Source organism: Beduini sp. (assembly GCF_047239305.1).
GTDB lineage: Bacteria > Bacillota_I > Bacilli_A > Erysipelotrichales > Coprobacillaceae > Beduini.
In genome coordinates, this window is sequence record NZ_JBKTEM010000003.1 from 257,780 (window position 1) to 275,191 (window position 17,412).

At 37.3% G+C, this 17,412-nt stretch carries 18 protein-coding genes and 1 other annotated feature; of the genes, 16 read left to right on the forward strand and 2 right to left on the reverse strand.

What is annotated here, in order from left to right; genetic code table 11:
- The first annotated feature begins 96 nt into the window (after window positions 1–96).
- From ftsA to proC, 3 genes are read left to right on the forward strand one after another with little or no spacing between them, the layout of a single operon-like run.
- On the forward strand, window positions 97–1,359 hold the full coding sequence (ftsA, locus tag ACLRVU_RS07560; RefSeq protein ID WP_412891411.1) for a cell division protein FtsA: 1,263 nt from the start codon (window positions 97–99) through the stop codon (window positions 1,357–1,359).
- Between the two features lie 14 nt (window positions 1,360–1,373).
- Window positions 1,374–2,495 carry a cell division protein FtsZ gene (ftsZ, locus tag ACLRVU_RS07565; protein ID WP_041138708.1) on the forward strand — a complete coding sequence of 374 codons (1,122 nt, stop codon included), beginning with the start codon at window positions 1,374–1,376 and terminating at the stop codon, window positions 2,493–2,495.
- Between the two features lie 50 nt (window positions 2,496–2,545).
- A complete protein-coding gene (gene proC, locus ACLRVU_RS07570; protein WP_412891412.1) occupies window positions 2,546–3,322 on the forward strand; it encodes a pyrroline-5-carboxylate reductase in 777 nt (258 codons plus the stop codon).
- A gap of 99 nt (window positions 3,323–3,421) precedes the next feature.
- On the opposite strand, the gene ACLRVU_RS07575 is transcribed toward proC, so the two are convergent.
- A complete protein-coding gene (locus tag ACLRVU_RS07575) occupies window positions 3,422–3,787 on the reverse strand; it encodes a MazG nucleotide pyrophosphohydrolase domain-containing protein (protein WP_412891413.1) in 366 nt (121 codons plus the stop codon).
- A gap of 94 nt (window positions 3,788–3,881) precedes the next feature.
- Here ACLRVU_RS07575 and ACLRVU_RS07580 point away from each other — a divergent pair, with 94 nt between their 5' ends.
- The 11 genes from ACLRVU_RS07580 (at window position 3,882) to ACLRVU_RS07630 (ending at window position 13,247) form a co-directional block, all read left to right on the forward strand.
- Window positions 3,882–4,622, forward strand: coding sequence for a hypothetical protein (locus tag ACLRVU_RS07580; protein ID WP_412891414.1), 741 nt, complete (start codon window positions 3,882–3,884; stop codon window positions 4,620–4,622).
- A gap of 4 nt (window positions 4,623–4,626) precedes the next feature.
- Window positions 4,627–5,322: an RNA polymerase sporulation sigma factor SigE gene (gene sigE / locus ACLRVU_RS07585; protein ID WP_147553492.1), complete on the forward strand. Its 696-nt coding sequence runs from the start codon at window positions 4,627–4,629 to the stop codon at window positions 5,320–5,322.
- Between the two features lie 86 nt (window positions 5,323–5,408).
- On the forward strand, window positions 5,409–6,188 hold the full coding sequence (locus ACLRVU_RS07590) for a sigma-70 family RNA polymerase sigma factor (protein WP_147553491.1): 780 nt from the start codon (window positions 5,409–5,411) through the stop codon (window positions 6,186–6,188).
- A gap of 23 nt (window positions 6,189–6,211) precedes the next feature.
- A complete protein-coding gene (locus ACLRVU_RS07595) occupies window positions 6,212–6,451 on the forward strand; it encodes a YlmC/YmxH family sporulation protein (protein WP_147553490.1) in 240 nt (79 codons plus the stop codon).
- 61 nt (window positions 6,452–6,512) lie between these two features.
- On the forward strand, window positions 6,513–6,944 hold the full coding sequence (locus ACLRVU_RS07600) for a cell division protein SepF (RefSeq protein WP_147553489.1): 432 nt from the start codon (window positions 6,513–6,515) through the stop codon (window positions 6,942–6,944).
- A gap of 85 nt (window positions 6,945–7,029) precedes the next feature.
- On the forward strand, window positions 7,030–7,743 hold the full coding sequence (locus tag ACLRVU_RS07605) for an RNA-binding protein (protein ID WP_412891502.1): 714 nt from the start codon (window positions 7,030–7,032) through the stop codon (window positions 7,741–7,743).
- Between the two features lie 13 nt (window positions 7,744–7,756).
- Entirely contained in the window at window positions 7,757–8,194 is a 438-nt protein-coding gene (locus ACLRVU_RS07610) for a DivIVA domain-containing protein (protein WP_412891415.1), read from the forward strand.
- Window positions 8,192–8,395, forward strand: a binding site (T-box leader). Its footprint overlaps the gene before it by 3 nt.
- 33 nt (window positions 8,396–8,428) lie before the next feature.
- On the forward strand, window positions 8,429–11,182 hold the full coding sequence (ileS, locus tag ACLRVU_RS07615) for an isoleucine--tRNA ligase (RefSeq protein ID WP_412891416.1): 2,754 nt from the start codon (window positions 8,429–8,431) through the stop codon (window positions 11,180–11,182).
- 130 nt (window positions 11,183–11,312) lie between these two features.
- Window positions 11,313–11,816 (forward strand): signal peptidase II, encoded by a 504-nt coding sequence (gene lspA, locus ACLRVU_RS07620; RefSeq protein WP_147553486.1) that lies wholly within the window; start codon window positions 11,313–11,315, stop codon window positions 11,814–11,816.
- Entirely contained in the window at window positions 11,792–12,712 is a 921-nt protein-coding gene (locus ACLRVU_RS07625) for an RluA family pseudouridine synthase (protein WP_412891417.1), read from the forward strand. Before lspA ends, ACLRVU_RS07625 begins: the two co-directional genes overlap by 25 nt.
- Before the next feature lie 67 nt (window positions 12,713–12,779).
- On the forward strand, window positions 12,780–13,247 hold the full coding sequence (locus ACLRVU_RS07630; protein WP_147553484.1) for a dCMP deaminase family protein: 468 nt from the start codon (window positions 12,780–12,782) through the stop codon (window positions 13,245–13,247).
- 7 nt (window positions 13,248–13,254) lie between these two features.
- Here the strand turns inward: ACLRVU_RS07630 and rnhC are convergent, their stop codons facing one another.
- Window positions 13,255–14,154 (reverse strand): ribonuclease HIII, encoded by a 900-nt coding sequence (gene rnhC / locus ACLRVU_RS07635; RefSeq protein WP_147553483.1) that lies wholly within the window; start codon window positions 14,152–14,154, stop codon window positions 13,255–13,257.
- 91 nt (window positions 14,155–14,245) lie between these two features.
- Here rnhC and ACLRVU_RS07640 point away from each other — a divergent pair, with 91 nt between their 5' ends.
- Window positions 14,246–15,079: a CvpA family protein gene (locus ACLRVU_RS07640; RefSeq protein ID WP_412891418.1), complete on the forward strand. Its 834-nt coding sequence runs from the start codon at window positions 14,246–14,248 to the stop codon at window positions 15,077–15,079.
- Window positions 15,080–15,086: 7 nt separating this feature from the next.
- Window positions 15,087–17,405 (forward strand): endonuclease MutS2, encoded by a 2,319-nt coding sequence (locus ACLRVU_RS07645; RefSeq protein WP_147553481.1) that lies wholly within the window; start codon window positions 15,087–15,089, stop codon window positions 17,403–17,405.
- The last annotated feature ends 7 nt before the right edge of the window (window positions 17,406–17,412 follow it).

A 17,412-nucleotide genomic window follows, 5' to 3' on the forward strand; every position in this document is an offset into this window, starting at 1 on the left:
TTGGTAATTTCCTTGTCAACATCTTGGAAAAGTATTTAAAATTAAGGATAAATATGATATTATGAGGAAGTAGTATATTATAAGGATGGTGATATTGTGAAGAAAGTCTATGCTAGTTTGGATATTGGATCTTCAACAATCAAATTGGTGGTTGGAGAAATGCTCAATACTAACGTACAGGTGTTATTTGCAAGTCATCTCCCATCACATGGAATTAAAAAAGGGCTTATTATTGATGAGGAAGCGGTGAAGCAGGATATTGCAAAACTGATTCGTGATGCAGAAGCTTCATTGGATGCCAAAATTACAAGCGTGCTGCTTAATATTCCGGCAAATCAATGTCGTCTTTATTCTGTGAGCGGCAGTGCTCAGATCTTATCAACAGATCATAAGATCCGTTCAACGGATATTGAAAAAGCACTGGGAAAAGCTTCTAAGTTTGAAAGAAGAAAGAATGAAGCTCTCGTTTCGATGATTCCGGTGATGTATTATTTTGGGGAGCAGTCAAGCTATGAGGCGCCTTTGAATAAGACCGCTTATTCAATAAAAGTCGATGTACTGGCGATTACGACGACCAAGAAAATTCTTTATCCTTACATTCGTGTAGTGGAAGGATCAGGCTTGGATATTCTATATGTCAGCATCAATGCTTACTCCGCTGCAAAAGAAGTGTTTGATGAAGCTTATTTGCATGATGGAGCAGTGTTGGTCGATGTGGGACATCATTCGTCTACCATCTCATATTTTGAAGACGGCTTCTTAAAGTATGTCACGTTAACGGCGGAAGGCGGATACGATTTATCCAAGAAAGTCGCTATGAACTGGCAGATTCCAATTGCTAAAGCAGAAACCTATAAAATTAAATACGGAAGCTGCAACGTGGAAATGAAGGAACAAGATATCATTCATTCTACGAAAGATGGCAGCGAAGTACACAACTATACGAAATATGATCTTTCTATGCTGCTGTATGGCGGAGTAGAAGAGTTAATGCTTAAAGTGAAAGAGAAATTAGCGATTCTCGGTGAAGACAAGAAATATGAAATTGTCATTATCGGCGGAGGCGCTGAAATCGAAGGGTTCGATAAGGTTGCAAGAAATGTACTGGGCAGACCGGTAAGATGTTATCGTCCGCAGGCAATTGGTGTTAGAAAAATGAATTACGTTTCAGCATTAGGGATGATTTATTACCTAGTGGATCGAAACAAGATATATGGAGATGTCATATCATCGGTCGTATTGCCGGATATTTCCAATACGATGTCTCTTCGATTTAAGGGACTAACGAAAACAAATACGAATCCTACTGAGGGAAAAATAAAAAAACTAATTGATCGCTTTGTCACAGAAGAGGAATAATGGAGGAGAATAGAATGGATTCAAACGGAATGGCAACTGTCGCAAAAATTAAAGTAATTGGTGTCGGAGGCGGGGGCTGCAACGCAGTGAACCGTATGGTGGATGATGGAGTTCAAGGAGTTGAATTTTATGTTGCTAATACCGATGCTCAAATATTAAAAGGAATTAACGTTAAAAACCAATTGGTATTGGGAAAAGAATTAACTAAAGGATTAGGAGCCGGCGGAAATCCGGAAATCGGACGTAAAGCTGCTCAGGAATCAGAGGAAGAAATCAGAGCTGCCTTAGCAGGTGCCAACATGATTTTCGTGGCTGCCGGAATGGGTGGCGGAACTGGAACGGGAGCTGCTCCGGTGATAGCGAAAATCGCAAAGGATTTAGGTGCATTAACAGTCGGTGTCGTTACAAAACCATTCACGTTTGAAGGACCAAAACGTAGCAGTCAGGCATTGCAGGGAATTGAAGAATTTTCAGAAAATGTTGATTCAATCATTATTGTTTCAAACGACCGTTTATTGGAAATCATAGGAAATAAACCATTAAAAGAATCATTCAGAGAAGCTGATAATGTACTTCGTCAAGGGGTTCAGACCATTACAGACTTAATTGCTATTCCGGCATTTATCAACTTAGACTTTGCCGATATTAAATCCGTTATGGCAGATCGTGGAAAAGCCTTGATTGGAATCGGGATGGCTAACGGTGAAAACAAAGCAGTGGAAGCTGCTCAGCGTGCCATTTCTTCACCATTATTGGAAGTGTCTATTGAAGGCGCAAAAGATGCAATCATTAACGTTACCGGTGGAGAATCCTTATCACTCTATGATGCTAATACTGCCGTTGAAGTGATTCGTGATGCTGTTGGCAGCGATTTAAATACAATCTTTGGGGTAGCAATTAACGAAAGCTTAGACGATAATGTAATCGTTACAGTTATTGCTACCGGATTTGAAGAAAACGTTGAACAAACGATGCCTACATTCAATGCAAAACCTGGAGTAAGAACATCATCACCACGATTTGAATCAACTGTACCTGTTGGCGGAAGAAGAAATGCTTCCCCAATTGAAGAAGATGATTATGATGATGACGATGATGAAGAATACTCAGTATTCTTGCAAAGCAGAAGAAACTAATATTGAAAAGACACGTCAGGTGTCTTTTTTTATCAGAGAGGAGAATGAAGATGTTAGGATTTATCGGAATTGGAAATATGGGTTCAGCAATTTTAAAGGGGGCATTAAAACAGCATTATTTAAAGCCGGAAGAAGTGTGTATCTATGACATCGATGGAGATAAAGCAAAAACATTTGCAATGGAGTCGAAGGTCATCCTTTGTGCAACGATCGAGGAGCTGATCGATCAATGTGTAATGGTGATGATTGCCATTAAGCCTAATGTGATAGATGAAACCATTTTGGCGCAAAGAGATCGCTTAAAGCATAAAGCTTTATTATCGATTGCTTTAGGCTATGACTTTGAACGCTATAATACGCTGCTTGATGAAACAACCCGCCATTTATTTATTATGCCAAATACGCCTTGCCTAGTAGGTGAGGGGATGTCACTTTTAGAAGCGCGCCACTCTTTAACAGATGAGGAATTGATGTTTGCGAAAGGACTGTTTGAAAGTATCGGTGAAGTGGAATTTCTGCCAAGTCATTTAATGGGCGTTGGAGGTGCCATGAGCGGATGCAGTCCGGCTTATCTTTATATGTTAATTGAAGCGATGGCAGATGGTGGAGTCAAGCATGGCATGCCGCGAGATCTTGCTTATAAATTAGCTAGTCAGACCGTAGTGGGGGCGGGGAAAATGCAGTTAAAGACAAAACTTCACCCGGGAATCTTAAAAGATCAGGTGTGTTCGCCGGGAGGATCAACCATTCTAGGTGTCAATGCCTTAGAAGACGGAAATTTCCGTTCTACAATTATCAGTGCTATAAGTGAATCATTGAAAAAGTAAGAGAAAGTATTTATTAATGCTTTCCTACTTAAAATAATAATTAAAAAGAGATTTCAAATCTATTCGATGAAGCAATAGATAGAAATCTCTTGTTTTTATTTACTTGCTTTCCTTTTTTAAATATGAAGCATGTTCCTGCTTGAAGTGACGTTCAAGATTGCGCTGGTGTTTTTTCATATACACATTTGAAAATTCTTCGCTGTTAACTTGGTAGCAGCGTAAAACATCTTGATAATACATCATGACATCTGCCATTTCTTCAACAAAAGCTTCCCTTACAATAGGATCATTCATAATATCCTCTTCGGATTTTTTTTTAATGATTGAAATAACCTCTCCAACTTCCTCAATCATCCATAATAACTTACTTTTTCCAGTGGATGGAACTATCGGAGACCAATTATCTTTATTCACCTGATAAAGTTCTTCCTGCAATGCCATCATTTCTGATATTTTTAAATCCACGGTTTCATCTCCTTTTTGAATAATTATAGTACAGTCTTGACTAATCGACAAGTTTTTCATGGATAAACGACTATGATGTAAGGGAGGTGGATCGATGGAAGTCTATATCGAAAGTATTATCCTACAACAAATCTTACTGCATGGAATCTGTTTCCTATCAGCTTTGATTTTTGTCAATAAATTACTGATAAAAAAAGAAATCATCGTTTATTTGATTCTAATTTCTTTAATTTCCTTTAATCTTTATATTAAATTACCTAGTTTGATGATGTATTTCATAATCTTTTTGATCCATCTCTTATTCTATAAAAAAGAAAGCTTCCTTTTTTATTGTTCTTATATGATTTCATATCATTTTTTTGTTTTTGTATTATTAAAGATCAATACATATTCTACGTTTCAGCATGGAATATTCATTATCTATCGTTTTGAGAATCTATTGATCAATATTGTTTTCTTATTCATTATTATCGTGTGCTATTTAGCACATGCCTTCTTTTTAAAAAGAAATCTTGCTCTAAAGCAGCTTTATTATCCGGTGCAGTTTACTTATCGTGGAAAAGATTACCAGTTAAAAGGCTATCTGGACACCGGAAATAAAGCGACTTATCAGGGGATTCCGATTATCTTTATCAAAGAAGGTCTCTTAAAAGAAGACGGCTATGAAACGATTGAGATACAGACAGTCAATGGCTATAGTGATATTAAAATCGTTTATCTGCGCAATATACAAATCGGAAAAGAAAGGTATGTGGAAAGTTATTTAGGCATTGTCAGTGAGATGAGCATTGATGGTGACTGTTTACTGAATGTGGCTTTACTATATAAGGGGTGAGGATATGCAGTTTTTACATTTTTTATTAAGTTTGTTTGATGCCAATAGTGTTTTTTATATTGGACGTAATGATATCTTACCTTCTCCGCTGAATGCGGAAGAAGAGTTGCAGGCCTTAATTGAATTATCGCAAGGCTCATTATCGGCTCGGGATCAGCTGATTGAACATAATCTGCGTTTAGTGGTATATGTCGCTAAGAAGTATGATAACGCTAATAACGGCGGAATCGAGGATTTAATCAGCATCGGAACCATCGGACTGATTAAAGCAGTCAATACTTTTAAAATGGATAAGAATATAAAGTTAGCAACCTATGCAACACGCTGCATTGAAAATGAAATTCTCATGTTTCTGCGTAAGAATAACCGTATTCGCTTAGAAATTTCTTTGGATGAACCGTTGAACGTGGACTATGACGGGAACGAATTACTGTTATCGGATATCGTGGGAACAGATGTGGATATTGTCAATAAAGAGATCGAAGGCAACGAACAGCGTGAACAGCTTTATGAAGCCATCGATGAATTGAATGATCGCGAGCGTAAGATTTTGCTGATGCGTTACGGATTGACCGGACAAAATGAATTAACACAAAAAGATGTGGCAGATATGCTAGGCATTTCGCAGTCTTATATTTCACGCTTAGAAAAGAAAGTAATAAAAAAATTAAGAAATAAACTGAATAAAACACAAGTCTAAAGTAGATATTTATCTACTTTTTTTCTTTAGGTATAAAGACAAGAAAACCGTTAAAACTATCCATATAGACAAAAGGAGGCAAAAGGATGTCGAAATATAAAGTAGACATTTCAGGCATTGATACAAGTCATTTAACGGTATTAAAGAATGCAGAGATGAAAGATTTATTAAGACGATATCGTGATACAAACGATCTTCATTTACGTGATGAAATGATACTAGGAAACTTAAAATTAGTTCTTTCCATGGTATCTCGCTACTCACGAAGAACGGACAATATGGACGATCTGTTTCAAATTGGTGTAGTAGGTCTGATTAAAGCGATTGATAACTTTAATTTGGAATTGGATGTTCAGTTTTCAACCTATGCAGTCCCTTTAATTATAGGCGAAATTAAACGTTATTTACGTGATTTTTCACCGATTAAAATTTCTCGTACGATTCGTGATCATGCCTATTTGATTATGAATAAAAAAGAGGAGTACATAAATGCATATGCGAAAGAGCCAAACGATGAAGAACTGATGGCACTAACGGGACTTAGTGAAAAAGAAATCAATGAAGCAATGTCTTCTTTGCAGTGTGTGCAATCCATATTTGAACAGCCTAAAGGAATGGAAAACGATAATCTGAATTTGATTGATCAGCTGTTTGATAAGACTAAAGATATGGGGGATGTCCTCAATAAAATGGCATTAAAAGATGCGATTAAGAAGTTAGATGATAAAGAACGCTGGATCATCAATGAACGTTATTTCTTAGATAAAACCCAAAATGAGATTGCAGAAAGCTTGAAAGTATCTCAGGCACAGGTATCAAGATTAGAAAAAAATGTGATTTTTAGATTAAAAGAGCTCATGTCCTAATATATTAATATTGGGGGGATAGCATGAGACTGTTAGAATTGCAATGCAAAGATGTCATTAATGTAGAAAACGGATGCCGCATCGGTTATGTCTGTGATGTGGATATTGATCCTCAGTTAGCGAAGATTTGCGCGATCATTGTCGAACAAAGATCGATCATCAATTATCTTAAATTTTTGAAAGAACCAAACGTTATTGTGATACCGATTGAAAACATTGTATCGATCGGAAAAGATGTGATATTAGTCAATATTTTTTGCTGACTTTCTTGGTATTTAATTTAAAATATGCTATACTATAAATGATTTTATAGGAGGAAGTATTATGGGCAAATTAAAAGACTGGATTTTTGCGCCAGAAGAAGATGACGAATACGAAGAACCCTACGTTGAAGAAGTAGATGTTGACCCAAAAACAAGTATGTTTGAAAAGCCTCACTCAGCACGCACTACGGATGCAGTGAAAAAATTTGGCGTGAGTAAAGATAGTCAATTAGTACTTTTTGAACCTAGAGCATATAGTGAAACACAGGATATAGCAAGTTTCTTAAAACAAAAGAAAGCAGCGGTCGTAAATTTACATCGTTTACAAAAAGAACAATCAAAGCGTGTTGTTGATTTCTTGAGTGGTGTTATTTTTGCGATTGATGGGGATATACAACAGATCGGGCCTAAGATTTTCTTGTGTACACCTCGTAATATTGCCGTAGACGGAAGCATCACAATGGATGACAGTGATGACGTCATGGAAGGATAATATAAGAAGCGTTTAGCTTCTTTTTATTGTGGATATGGATAATCTTATTGTACATTTTAAAGGCGAAGAGGAATTTGTGAAAAGGATGCTGTCGATTATCGATCATGTCAGTGTTCAGCAGACTTTTTATCTCAGTGGCTTTCTGAGTCCTTATCATCAATCGATCGTGAAAGCTCTGATTGGCAGAAATCATGATTTAAAAGCGGAATTTTATGGAGGAATTGAAAACGCGGAAATGCAGCGCTGTCTGATTGCTCCCAGCTATTTTTCTTTGAATTTAGAAGATTATGAAATCTGTGTGTTTGAAGTGCTCTATCCAAGCAAATTTGAAACATTAAAGCATTCTGATATTTTAGGGGCATTGATGGCATTGGGGATCAAAAGAGAATTGTTTGGCGATATTGTGATTCATGATGGCATCTACTTTGCTTGTGATAAACAAGTTTCACGATTGTTGGAGATGGATTTTAAAAGTGCCGGGCGAGCCAAGGTTCGTTTAAAGGAAACCGATCAGACTATCACCAGTCAGATTGACTATCAAATAAAAACATTCTTTGTTCGTTCGTTTCGTTTAGATGTATTATTAGCTGCCTTTTACCGTTTATCAAGAAATGAAGTAAATCGGTATATTCAGGCTGGTTTTGTAAAAGTTAATCATAAAGAGGTTGTCGAAAACAATTTTTTGTGTAATAATAATGATGTCATATCTTTTAAGCGCCATGGACGTGTTAAATTAGTCGATTCGATGCGTTTAACAAAGCAGGGAAATCATGTCGTTGAAGGATATTTTTATAAGTAAGGGGATGAGTGGTATGGAGTTTAAGAAACAGTTTCGTGGTTATAATAAGCATATGGTCAATGAATATGTAAAAAAGAATGATGAGATCATACAACTTAAAGACAGTGAAATCGAAACGCTTAAACAAGCAAAAGAGGCACTTGTTAAACAAAACGAGCTGCTTTTGCATCGTGTCAATATCACAGAAAAAACCAATGAGGAAATTGCCCGACTGGCTTTGAAAGAAGCAAGCGATTTGATCGAAAAGGCAAAGCGAAATGCCAATATGATCTTAAAAGAATCATTGGATTATGTTCGTACCCTGAACAGCGAAGTAGAAGGTTACAAGGATCAGGCGATTGCTTTTCGAGCGAATGTTGAAAAGATGTCAAAAGATCTATTGGATACAATTGATCAGTCAGAGATATTCTATCTGATCAAGGAATCAGAAAACCAAAGCAGTGAAGAATAAACAACAAAGAAAGAGACAGCGCAAAAGAACCCCATTTAAGAGAGTCAGTGGCTGGTGAGAACTGACAATGGCATTTTGCAGAATCACTCTGGAGTTGCTGCCTGAAAGATAAGTAAGGTTAGCCGTTCATCGCGTTAAGATGCTAAGGGCATGCGCAAGCATGAACGAAGGTGGTACCGCGTTATTTATGACGTCCTTTGACAGGACGTCTTTTTTTATTAGGAGGGAAAAAAGATGAACTATAAAGACACATTACTGATGCCGAAAACAGATTTTGAAATGCGTGGAAACTTAAATAAGAAAGAACCTAAGTTTGTTGAAAGATGGAAAGAAATGGGACTGTATCAATTAGTGGATGAAGCCACTAAAGAAAATAAGCCGTTTGCTTTTCATGACGGACCTCCCTATGCAAACGGAAATATGCATATGGGGCATATGCTTAATAAAGTAATCAAAGATGTGATCGTCAGAACAAAACAGATGGAAGGGTATTATGTACCTTATATCCCAGGATGGGATACACATGGACTGCCAATCGAAAGTGCCATTCAAAAATTAGGCGTTAACCGTAAAACGATGAGTGTCAGCGAATTCCGTAAGAAATGCGAAGAATACGCTTTAGAACAAGTCAACAAACAAAAAGAACAGTTAGTGCGTATGGGAACGATGGCAGATTATGATCACCCCTATTTAACGTTGCATAAAAGTTTTGAAGCTAATCAAATTGAAGTATTTGCAAAGATGGCGATGGATGGATTGATCTATAAAGGAAAGAAACCGGTATATTGGTCATATTCTTCTGAATCAGCTTTGGCTGAAGCAGAAATCGAATACTATGATGTAAAATCACCAACGATTTTTGTTACTTTTGATGTTCTAGATGGGAAAGGTGTTTTAGAAGGTGATGAAAAATTCGTCATCTGGACAACCACTCCTTGGACTATCCCGGCAAATACCGGAATCTGCCTAAATGCTAATTTAGTTTATGCAGTGGTAGATACAGAAAAAGGAAAACTGATCATGCTGGAAAGCAAGGTAGAAGAACTTTGTGAGAAGTTTGGTCTTGAAAAACATGATATTTTAAAAACTTTCAAAGGACAGGAATTAGAGAATATTACCTGTGTGCATCCATTTAAGGAGATCGATCCTTATTATGAAAGAGAAACTTTAGTGATCTTAGGGGATCATGTTACTGATGAAGCGGGAACCGGATGTGTTCATACAGCTCCCGGACATGGGGTAGATGACTTTAATGTCGGAAATCTTTACCATCTGCCGGTATTGTGTCCGGTTGATGACAAAGGAAAGATGATGGCAGAAGCAGGAGAATTCCTAGCTGGTCAACACGTTGATGCAGCCAATAAAACAGTAGGATTAAAACTGGAAGAATTAGGACATCTGCTGCATTTAGAGTTCATTACCCACTCTTATCCTCATGACTGGCGTACTAAAAAACCAGTGATCTTTAGAGCGACAGCACAATGGTTCTGCTCAATTGATAAGATCAGGGACAAATTGCTAAGCGAAATCGATAATACAAAATGGCTAAATCCATGGGGACATATCCGTATTTATAATATGATTAAGGATCGTGGGGACTGGTGTATCTCACGTCAGCGTTCTTGGGGTGTCCCAATCCCAATCTTCTATTGTGAAGACGGAACACCGGTGATGGATGAAGCGGTCTTTAAGCATATCTCTGATTTATTCAGAGAATATGGATCAAATATCTGGTTTGAAAAAGATGAAGCAAGCTTGCTGCCAGAAGGCTATACAAATGTGCATTCACCAAATGGGATCTTTAAAAAAGAAACAGATATCATGGATGTTTGGTTCGATTCAGGATCAAGTCACACCGGATGTATGAAAGAAAGATTAGGGTATTACCCAATGGAGCTTTACTTTGAAGGAAGCGACCAGTACCGTGGATGGTTCAACTCTTCACTGATCATCGGTACTGCAGTTTATGGAAAGGCACCTTATAAATCTGTCTTATCCCATGGATTTGTATTAGATGGAAAAGGCAATAAAATGTCTAAATCATTAGGAAATGTAGTTGATCCTATCAAATTAGTGAACCAATACGGAGCTGATGTTGTACGTCTATGGGCAACTTCTGTAGCTTATCAATCAGATGTTCGCATCAGTGATGAGATCATGAAACAGATTGCCGAAGGCTATCGTAAGATCAGAAATACACTGCGTTTCTTATTAGGAAATCTAAACGGCTTTAAGGTTAAAGACTTAGTTGGCTTAGATGACCTTGAATTAGTCGATGAATATGTATTAGGGCAGTTAAATGATGTTATTAGACAAACAATGGATGCGTATGACCGATATGACTTCTCAGAAGCCAATCAGCTGATGTCTAACTATATGATCAATGTATTAAGTGCTTTCTATGGAGATTTTACTAAAGATATCCTATACATTGAAAAAGAAGACAATAAAAGACGTCGTCAGGTACAAACCGTTCTTTACTATAATTTAAAAGCATTAACTCGTTTATATGCGCCTATCCTAGTATTTACTACCGAAGAATTACATGATTACTTTGATTTCGGTGAAGAAAAAGCAGTGTCAATCTGTATGGAAAAAATGCCGGAGGTGCTTGCTTTACCGCATTTAGAAGAAGCAAATCATTTAATGAGTCAATTCATGGAAGTAAGAAAAGATGTTCTGAAAGCATTGGAAGTGAAGCGTAATGATAAAGTAATTGGAAAATCACTGGAAGCAAAAGTAACGCTTTCATTAAAGAAAGAGTTTGCTGATGTTGAAAAGTTAAAAGAAACACTGAAACTGATGTTCATCGTTTCAAAATGTGAATTGACAGATGAAACAGATGGTTTGGAAGAATTTGAGACAAGCTATATCAAAGTAGAAAAATTCAATGGTCATACTTGTGCACGCTGCTGGGCAGTATTTGACGAAGATGAAATGCATGATGAAGAATTGTGTGAACGCTGCTTTGACGTTGTCAATGGATAAAATAGGGAGGATATGAGAGCATATCCTCTTTTTTTAAAATATAAGGGCTTTAAAACGAAAGAATCACAGCTTTTTCTTTAAGTATTTGCATTATCGCTCAAAACTTGTATAATGTTATAAGGTGATAAAAATGAGTAAATTCAAAAAAACAGAACTAGTGATATACCCGATTTTTATTGTGGTGATGATCGTTTTAGATCAGATCACAAAGATCATTGCCCAATCCGTACTGCCTTTTGGGGGTACCGGAGTAAAAGTAATTGATCGTTTTTTCTATTTTACATACATGACAAACTATGGAGGAGCATGGTCTTTATTTGAAGGACATACGTGGATCTTTGTGATTGCGGCAGTCGTTGCGGTAGGCGCCTTGGGATACTTTTTCTTTAAAACGAAACCGGAAGATAAATTTGCCCGTTTTGGTTTTGCATTAGTCATAGCCGGAGCGATTGGGAATTGTTTGGATCGTATTATGTTGGGATTCGTTCGTGACTTTGTCGATCTGATTATCTTTGGCTATGATTTCCCTATTTTTAATATTGCAGATATATGTATCGTATTAGGGGTATTTTTAATTATATTAGATACTTTTGAAGAGGAGTTAAAACAATGGAGACAATCGAGAAAATCGTAGAAGCTGCAGATATCGGAAGCCGCTTGGATAAATATTTAGCTAAGATGCTGCCGGATCTGACCCGTACCCGTATTCAGCAGTTTATCAATGATGGATTAGTGCTGATAAATGGGAAAACGGAAAAAAACAGCTATAAAGTACAAAATGAAGATTTAATTGAAATCGAATTGCCGGAAGATAAAGAAATGGAAATTTTGCCGGAGGATATTCCTTTGGACGTGGTTTATGAAGATGCGGATGTGATCGTTGTGAATAAGCCTAACGGAATGATCGTTCATCCTTCAGTGGGGATTAATAGCGGAACGTTAGTCAATGCTTTGCTGTATCATTGTCAGGATTTATCTGGAATCAATGGGATTATTCGTCCCGGAATCGTTCATCGTATTGATAAGGAAACCAGCGGTCTGCTGATGGTCGCAAAAAATGATAAGGCTCATCATCATTTAAGTGATCAGCTTCGTGAGCATAGTGTGGAAAGAAGCTATATTGCCTTGGTTCATGGAAATATCGCTCATGAGTTCGGTACGATTGATGCACCGATCGGACGTGATACAAAAGACCGTCAGAAAATGACGGTAACCGATCATAACTCAAAACAGGCACGTACAAACTTTAAAGTGCTTGAACGTTTTGAAAAGGATGATTTAACGCTGATCGAATGCCGTTTGGAAACCGGACGTACACATCAGATCAGGGTGCATATGGCATTTATTGATCACCCTGTCTATGGGGATCCTAAATATGGCTATCGCCGTGATGATCATTCGTTTGGGCAGTACCTGCACGCGAAAACTTTAGGTTTTGTTCATCCGACAACGAATGAAGTAATGACCTTTGAAGCGGAGCTGCCAAAAGAATTTGAAGAAAAATTAAAAGAACTAAGAAATCGAGATTAGTCATTTCTTAGTTTTTTTCTTGCATAATCATTAAGTTGTGATATAACTAGAATAAGAGGTGAGGAAGATGAGCAAAGTAATTAGCTGGGATGAATATTTCATGGGAGTTGCTAAACTTTCGGCGTTCCGTTCAAAAGATCCCAATACACAAGTAGGAGCCTGCATTGTCAATACAGATAAAAAGATTGTCGGGGTTGGCTATAATGGACTGCCTTGGGGGTGTGAGGATGATGAATTCCCTTGGGAAGCACGTGACGGAGATTTAGAGAAGACCAAATATCCTTATGTTGTTCATGCGGAATTAAATGCAATCTTAAACAGTACACAAAATTTGAAAAATTGTAAGATCTATGTGTCTTTATTCCCATGTCATGAATGTACGAAAGCGATCATTCAAAGCGGAATCAAAGAAATTATTTATGAAGATGAAAAGTATTTAGGTACAAGCAGTGATCTCGCCGCAAAACGTATGCTTGATGCTGCCGGAGTGAAATATACAAAGATGCCGACTTTCGATATAATTATAAAGGAATAGCCATTGGCTATTCCTTGTTTACTAGCTCTTTCATTCTTTTAGTGTTGGTAAGATGTAATTTACCGACTTTGACGAGCATTCTTTCCCCATAATTTTTAATGATTTGTGCACCAATGACGTCCACATTGGCACCGGTTCCTCTTGGAAGTTTAATTTTTAAACTCTTGCACATGTTCGTATAGTACTGCAGATATGCATACTTTGCCAAAATATACGAGCAGCCAACTGCTAGATATTTGAGCTGAGCATTTTCCTCAAAGATTAAATCTTTAACAACGACGACTTCATTTTTTAAATAATTGAAATAAGTCTTGCTTGAAACAAACTGCTCGATGACTTTTGTTTCAATGGGTTGTTGAAGCTTTTGCATCACATTTGTAATCGCTTGATTATGAAGCTGCGCCTTTAATGTTGCTTGATTCGTTCCGTGACTGATCGCATTATTGTAATGCGCATTATCCAAAAGTAAAAGACTGTAAATCATACGGTCTTTAATTGCTTTGGCTTTCGCAACAATTTCCTGATCGGTTAAGGACTGCGGATGGTGTATATCGATCGATTTCAACCAATCGATATCACGTTCATCGACGTAACAGGCTACAATACACATTGGTCCAAAATAATCTCCGGAACCAACTTCCGCCGCACCGATATGACTTTGCAAGAATAATCCTTCCTGATCCGTATCTTTGTTAGGATGATCAATCTTTTCCCAACGGCTTGCTTCGATCAAAGCATTGTTTCCTGCAAATTCAACCTGAAGGTTTTCATAACAGACGATATGACATCCAACTGTTTTGGCAGAAAAAATAATGTTTGACTCATTACTATCTATCATTTGGCTATCATAGAATTTCTTCATTTTTTCTAAAGCAGTCTCATTTGTGACAATGACAATAGGATCCATTTCATTCGCCTCCTAGTCTAATTATAACACTTTTTCAACCTTTTTGACAGCATAAATTTAATTTGTTACAATACTTTAAGAGGTGATCTATATGGGTAACTTAAATCCATCATTTATTTTGGATATTATTGTCATAGGTTTTTTATTAATCAGTATGTTAGTAGGATATTTTCGGGGGTTTACTACGCGTTTCTTTTCATTCATATTAAGTATTTTGGCATTTTTTCTGGCCTTTATACTTTCTAAGCCAGTCTCTTTATTATTTACTTTTCAAATTCGTATATCCGGCGGAGCAATCAGTGAGGTATTAAAAGGATTCTATCCCCTTATTTATCAGGTGATTGCTTTTATTATTTTATTAGTCATTTTTATGATTTTAAAAGTAGTGATCTTATTTGTTTTCCGCAATACGATCAAACGTTTTATTGATACATTGGCATTCAGCCGTTTTATCGACGGAATATTGGGAAGTGCTTTAAGCTTGGTTGAAGGCTTGATTTTCACTTTTATTGCTTTATGTGTCATGATGATGCCGTTTATTAAGGATGGAAATAAAATTATCGATAATTCCACGATTGCCAGTCATATTCTGGATTTGGTTCCGGAAGCAAGCAAACAATTGAACGCATTAAGTGATACTTATAATCTAACAAAAAATTTAGACTTTTCATCGTTCTCATTAGAGAAACTGGATAAGAATTCATTGTCTACCTTAAAAACAATGATTACCAGCGCTCAGGATATGGGATTAGTCACACCACAAGATGTCAATGATCTAGTAGAAAGCTATCGCAGTGACATCGAACAGGCACAGGATGTAAAAGTCGATCAAGAAACAAAAAAACAAATCGACGAATTATTGAATATTCCTGGTATTCCGCAAGATATTAAGGATATTGTCAATAATAAGATTATCGTAGAATAGGAACATTATGAAAAATATATTAGAAATTTTAGAGTTTGATAAAATTAAACAACAGCTGCTCGGCTATACGGCTTGTTCTTTGGGAAAAGAATTAGTGAATAGCCTTGCTATGTATGAAGATAAAAATGAGCTGCTTTATCAGCTGCGTTTGACAGATGAAGCGATTCGTTTGATATTCAGCTATGGGCGTTTGCCGTTAGGGGGATTGCATGATCTTTCTTTAATGTGTCAAAAAGCATCTATGGACGGTATTTTATATCCTCAGCAATTGATGGATATCAATGCCACGTTAGATGCCGTACACAGCATTTTACTGTACCATGAAGAACATGAGATTACAGCTCCTTTGTTTGACGAATTAGTTGAGACATTAGTGGAAATCAAACCGCTACAGCAAGAGATTTTGCGCTGTATCGGCAATGACGGAGAAGTCAATGACCATGCTTCCAGTGCTCTATATTCGATTCGTAAGAAAATTCGTAATATTGAGTCTTCCATTCATGTCAAGATGAATCAGCTGGCAAGCAGTCAGAAAGAATTTTTAAGCGAAGCTATTGTGACGATGCGTAATGACCGCTTCGTTTTACCTGTAAAAACCATCAGCAAAGGCAATGTAAAGGGAATTGTTCACGGAGAATCTTCTACCAGCCATACCTCTTACATTGAACCTGAGAGTGTTGTATTAATGAACAATCAGCTAACTGAAGAAAAAAACAAGGAACAGCGGGAAATTGAACGTATCTTATTTGAACTGTCTCAAAAAGTAAAAGAGAATAGTTCCATTTTATTAGCGAATCAGGAAACTTTGAAAATGTTGGATTTTATGTTCGCTAAAGGAAGCTATGCCGCTTCAATGGATGCTGTTATTGCTCATATCAGCGAAGATTATGATCATTTATCACTAAAACAGGCGCGTCATCCTTTAATTGATTCGGCAAAAGTTATTGCCAATGATATTGAGATGAGCGCTCCTTATGAAATGCTGCTGATTACCGGAAGCAACACTGGTGGGAAAACCGTCACTTTAAAAACGGTGGGATTGTTAGCTTTAATGAGCTTAGCCGGATTAGCGGTTCCTGCCAGTGAAGCTACCGTTCCTTTTTATGATCAGATTTTCTGTGATCTTGGGGATGATCAGTCCATCGAACAATCGTTGTCTACTTTTTCATCACATATGAAAAAGATTGTGGAAATTACCAACGAGGTGACCCATCATTCTTTGATTTTGATTGATGAAATCGGAAGCGGAACAGACCCTCGTGAAGGAGAAAGTCTGGCGCAGGCGGTTCTAGATTATCTGCATGGCTATCATTGTCATGTAGTGGCATCGACTCATTATTCCGGATTAAAAAAATATGCGCAGGAAAAACCTTTTGTATTGTTTGCGAGCGTTGAATTTGATTTAGATACCATGAGTCCAACCTATCATTTATTAACCGGACTGATCGGACAATCCTATGCTTTTGAAATTTCCACCCGTTTAGGATTAAATGACCACATCGTTGCCAATGCTCGTGCTATCAAAGAAGAAAGCATGTCTAAACAGGATCATTTACTAGAAAGCTTAGAAACGGAGTTGGAAAACAATCGTCAGTTAGAAGAGCATTTAAATGAATCGATTGCTTTAAACACGCAGCTGGAAAAACAGCTTCAGCAGCAGCTGTCTAAGCTTGAACAAGAAAAAGAAAAGATGCTTAAAGCAGCAAAAGAAGAAGCAAATCAATTGATCGAGGAAGCTAAAGAGAACGTTCAGCTTATTTTAGATGACTTAAAGGAACAGGCGAAAGATGTGAAAATGCATGTCGTGATTGATGCCCGTCATCAGCTAGATGAAATGAAGCATATCGATCCGCAAGTCAAATTAATTAGTGATGAAAAACATGATTTTGCTGTTGGAGATCGTGTCAAGATCCTTTCAGTCAATCGTGAAGGCGAAGTGACGGCTGTTGCTAAGAACGGTCAGCTCACAATTTCTTTAGGCGGACTGAAAATGCAGCTTCAGCAAAATGAAGTGCAGTATTTAGGCAAAGCCGTTAAACCAAAGATCAAAGCCAATCGAAAATCCCTTAAAAAGGTAGGCGGCGGTCAGTATGAATTAAATATTATCGGGTTGCGTTATGAAGAAGCTATGCGCTTAGTCGATAAATTTTTAGATGATGCATTAGTCAGCAATTATCCGCATGTCCGCATCATTCATGGAATGGGAACCGGTGTGCTGCGAAACGGTGTCCGCAAGATGCTCGATCGCAATAAGAGTGTTGTGTCCTATCGTGACGGCGGACCTAACGAAGGTGGATTAGGTGCCACATTAGTTTATTTTGAATAGGAGAAGC

Bases quoted from the DNA above. Each gene is read 5' to 3' on its own strand.
- ftsZ (WP_041138708.1), top strand. From the start codon at position 1,374: ATGGATTCAAACGGAATGGCAACTGTCGCAAAAATTAAAGTAATTGGT.
- proC (WP_412891412.1), top strand. From the start codon at position 2,546: ATGTTAGGATTTATCGGAATTGGAAATATGGGTTCAGCAATTTTAAAG.
- ACLRVU_RS07580 (WP_412891414.1), top strand. From the start codon at position 3,882: ATGGAAGTCTATATCGAAAGTATTATCCTACAACAAATCTTACTGCAT.
- sigE (WP_147553492.1), top strand. From the start codon at position 4,627: ATGCAGTTTTTACATTTTTTATTAAGTTTGTTTGATGCCAATAGTGTT.
- ACLRVU_RS07590 (WP_147553491.1), top strand. From the start codon at position 5,409: ATGTCGAAATATAAAGTAGACATTTCAGGCATTGATACAAGTCATTTA.
- ACLRVU_RS07595 (WP_147553490.1), top strand. From the start codon at position 6,212: ATGAGACTGTTAGAATTGCAATGCAAAGATGTCATTAATGTAGAAAAC.
- ACLRVU_RS07600 (WP_147553489.1), top strand. From the start codon at position 6,513: ATGGGCAAATTAAAAGACTGGATTTTTGCGCCAGAAGAAGATGACGAA.
- ACLRVU_RS07605 (WP_412891502.1), top strand. From the start codon at position 7,030: ATGCTGTCGATTATCGATCATGTCAGTGTTCAGCAGACTTTTTATCTC.
- ACLRVU_RS07610 (WP_412891415.1), top strand. From the start codon at position 7,757: ATGGAGTTTAAGAAACAGTTTCGTGGTTATAATAAGCATATGGTCAAT.
- ileS (WP_412891416.1), top strand. From the start codon at position 8,429: ATGAACTATAAAGACACATTACTGATGCCGAAAACAGATTTTGAAATG.
- lspA (WP_147553486.1), top strand. From the start codon at position 11,313: ATGAGTAAATTCAAAAAAACAGAACTAGTGATATACCCGATTTTTATT.
- ACLRVU_RS07625 (WP_412891417.1), top strand. From the start codon at position 11,792: ATGGAGACAATCGAGAAAATCGTAGAAGCTGCAGATATCGGAAGCCGC.
- ACLRVU_RS07630 (WP_147553484.1), top strand. From the start codon at position 12,780: ATGAGCAAAGTAATTAGCTGGGATGAATATTTCATGGGAGTTGCTAAA.
- rnhC (WP_147553483.1), bottom strand. From the start codon at position 14,154: ATGGATCCTATTGTCATTGTCACAAATGAGACTGCTTTAGAAAAAATG.
- ACLRVU_RS07640 (WP_412891418.1), top strand. From the start codon at position 14,246: ATGGGTAACTTAAATCCATCATTTATTTTGGATATTATTGTCATAGGT.
- ACLRVU_RS07645 (WP_147553481.1), top strand. From the start codon at position 15,087: ATGAAAAATATATTAGAAATTTTAGAGTTTGATAAAATTAAACAACAG.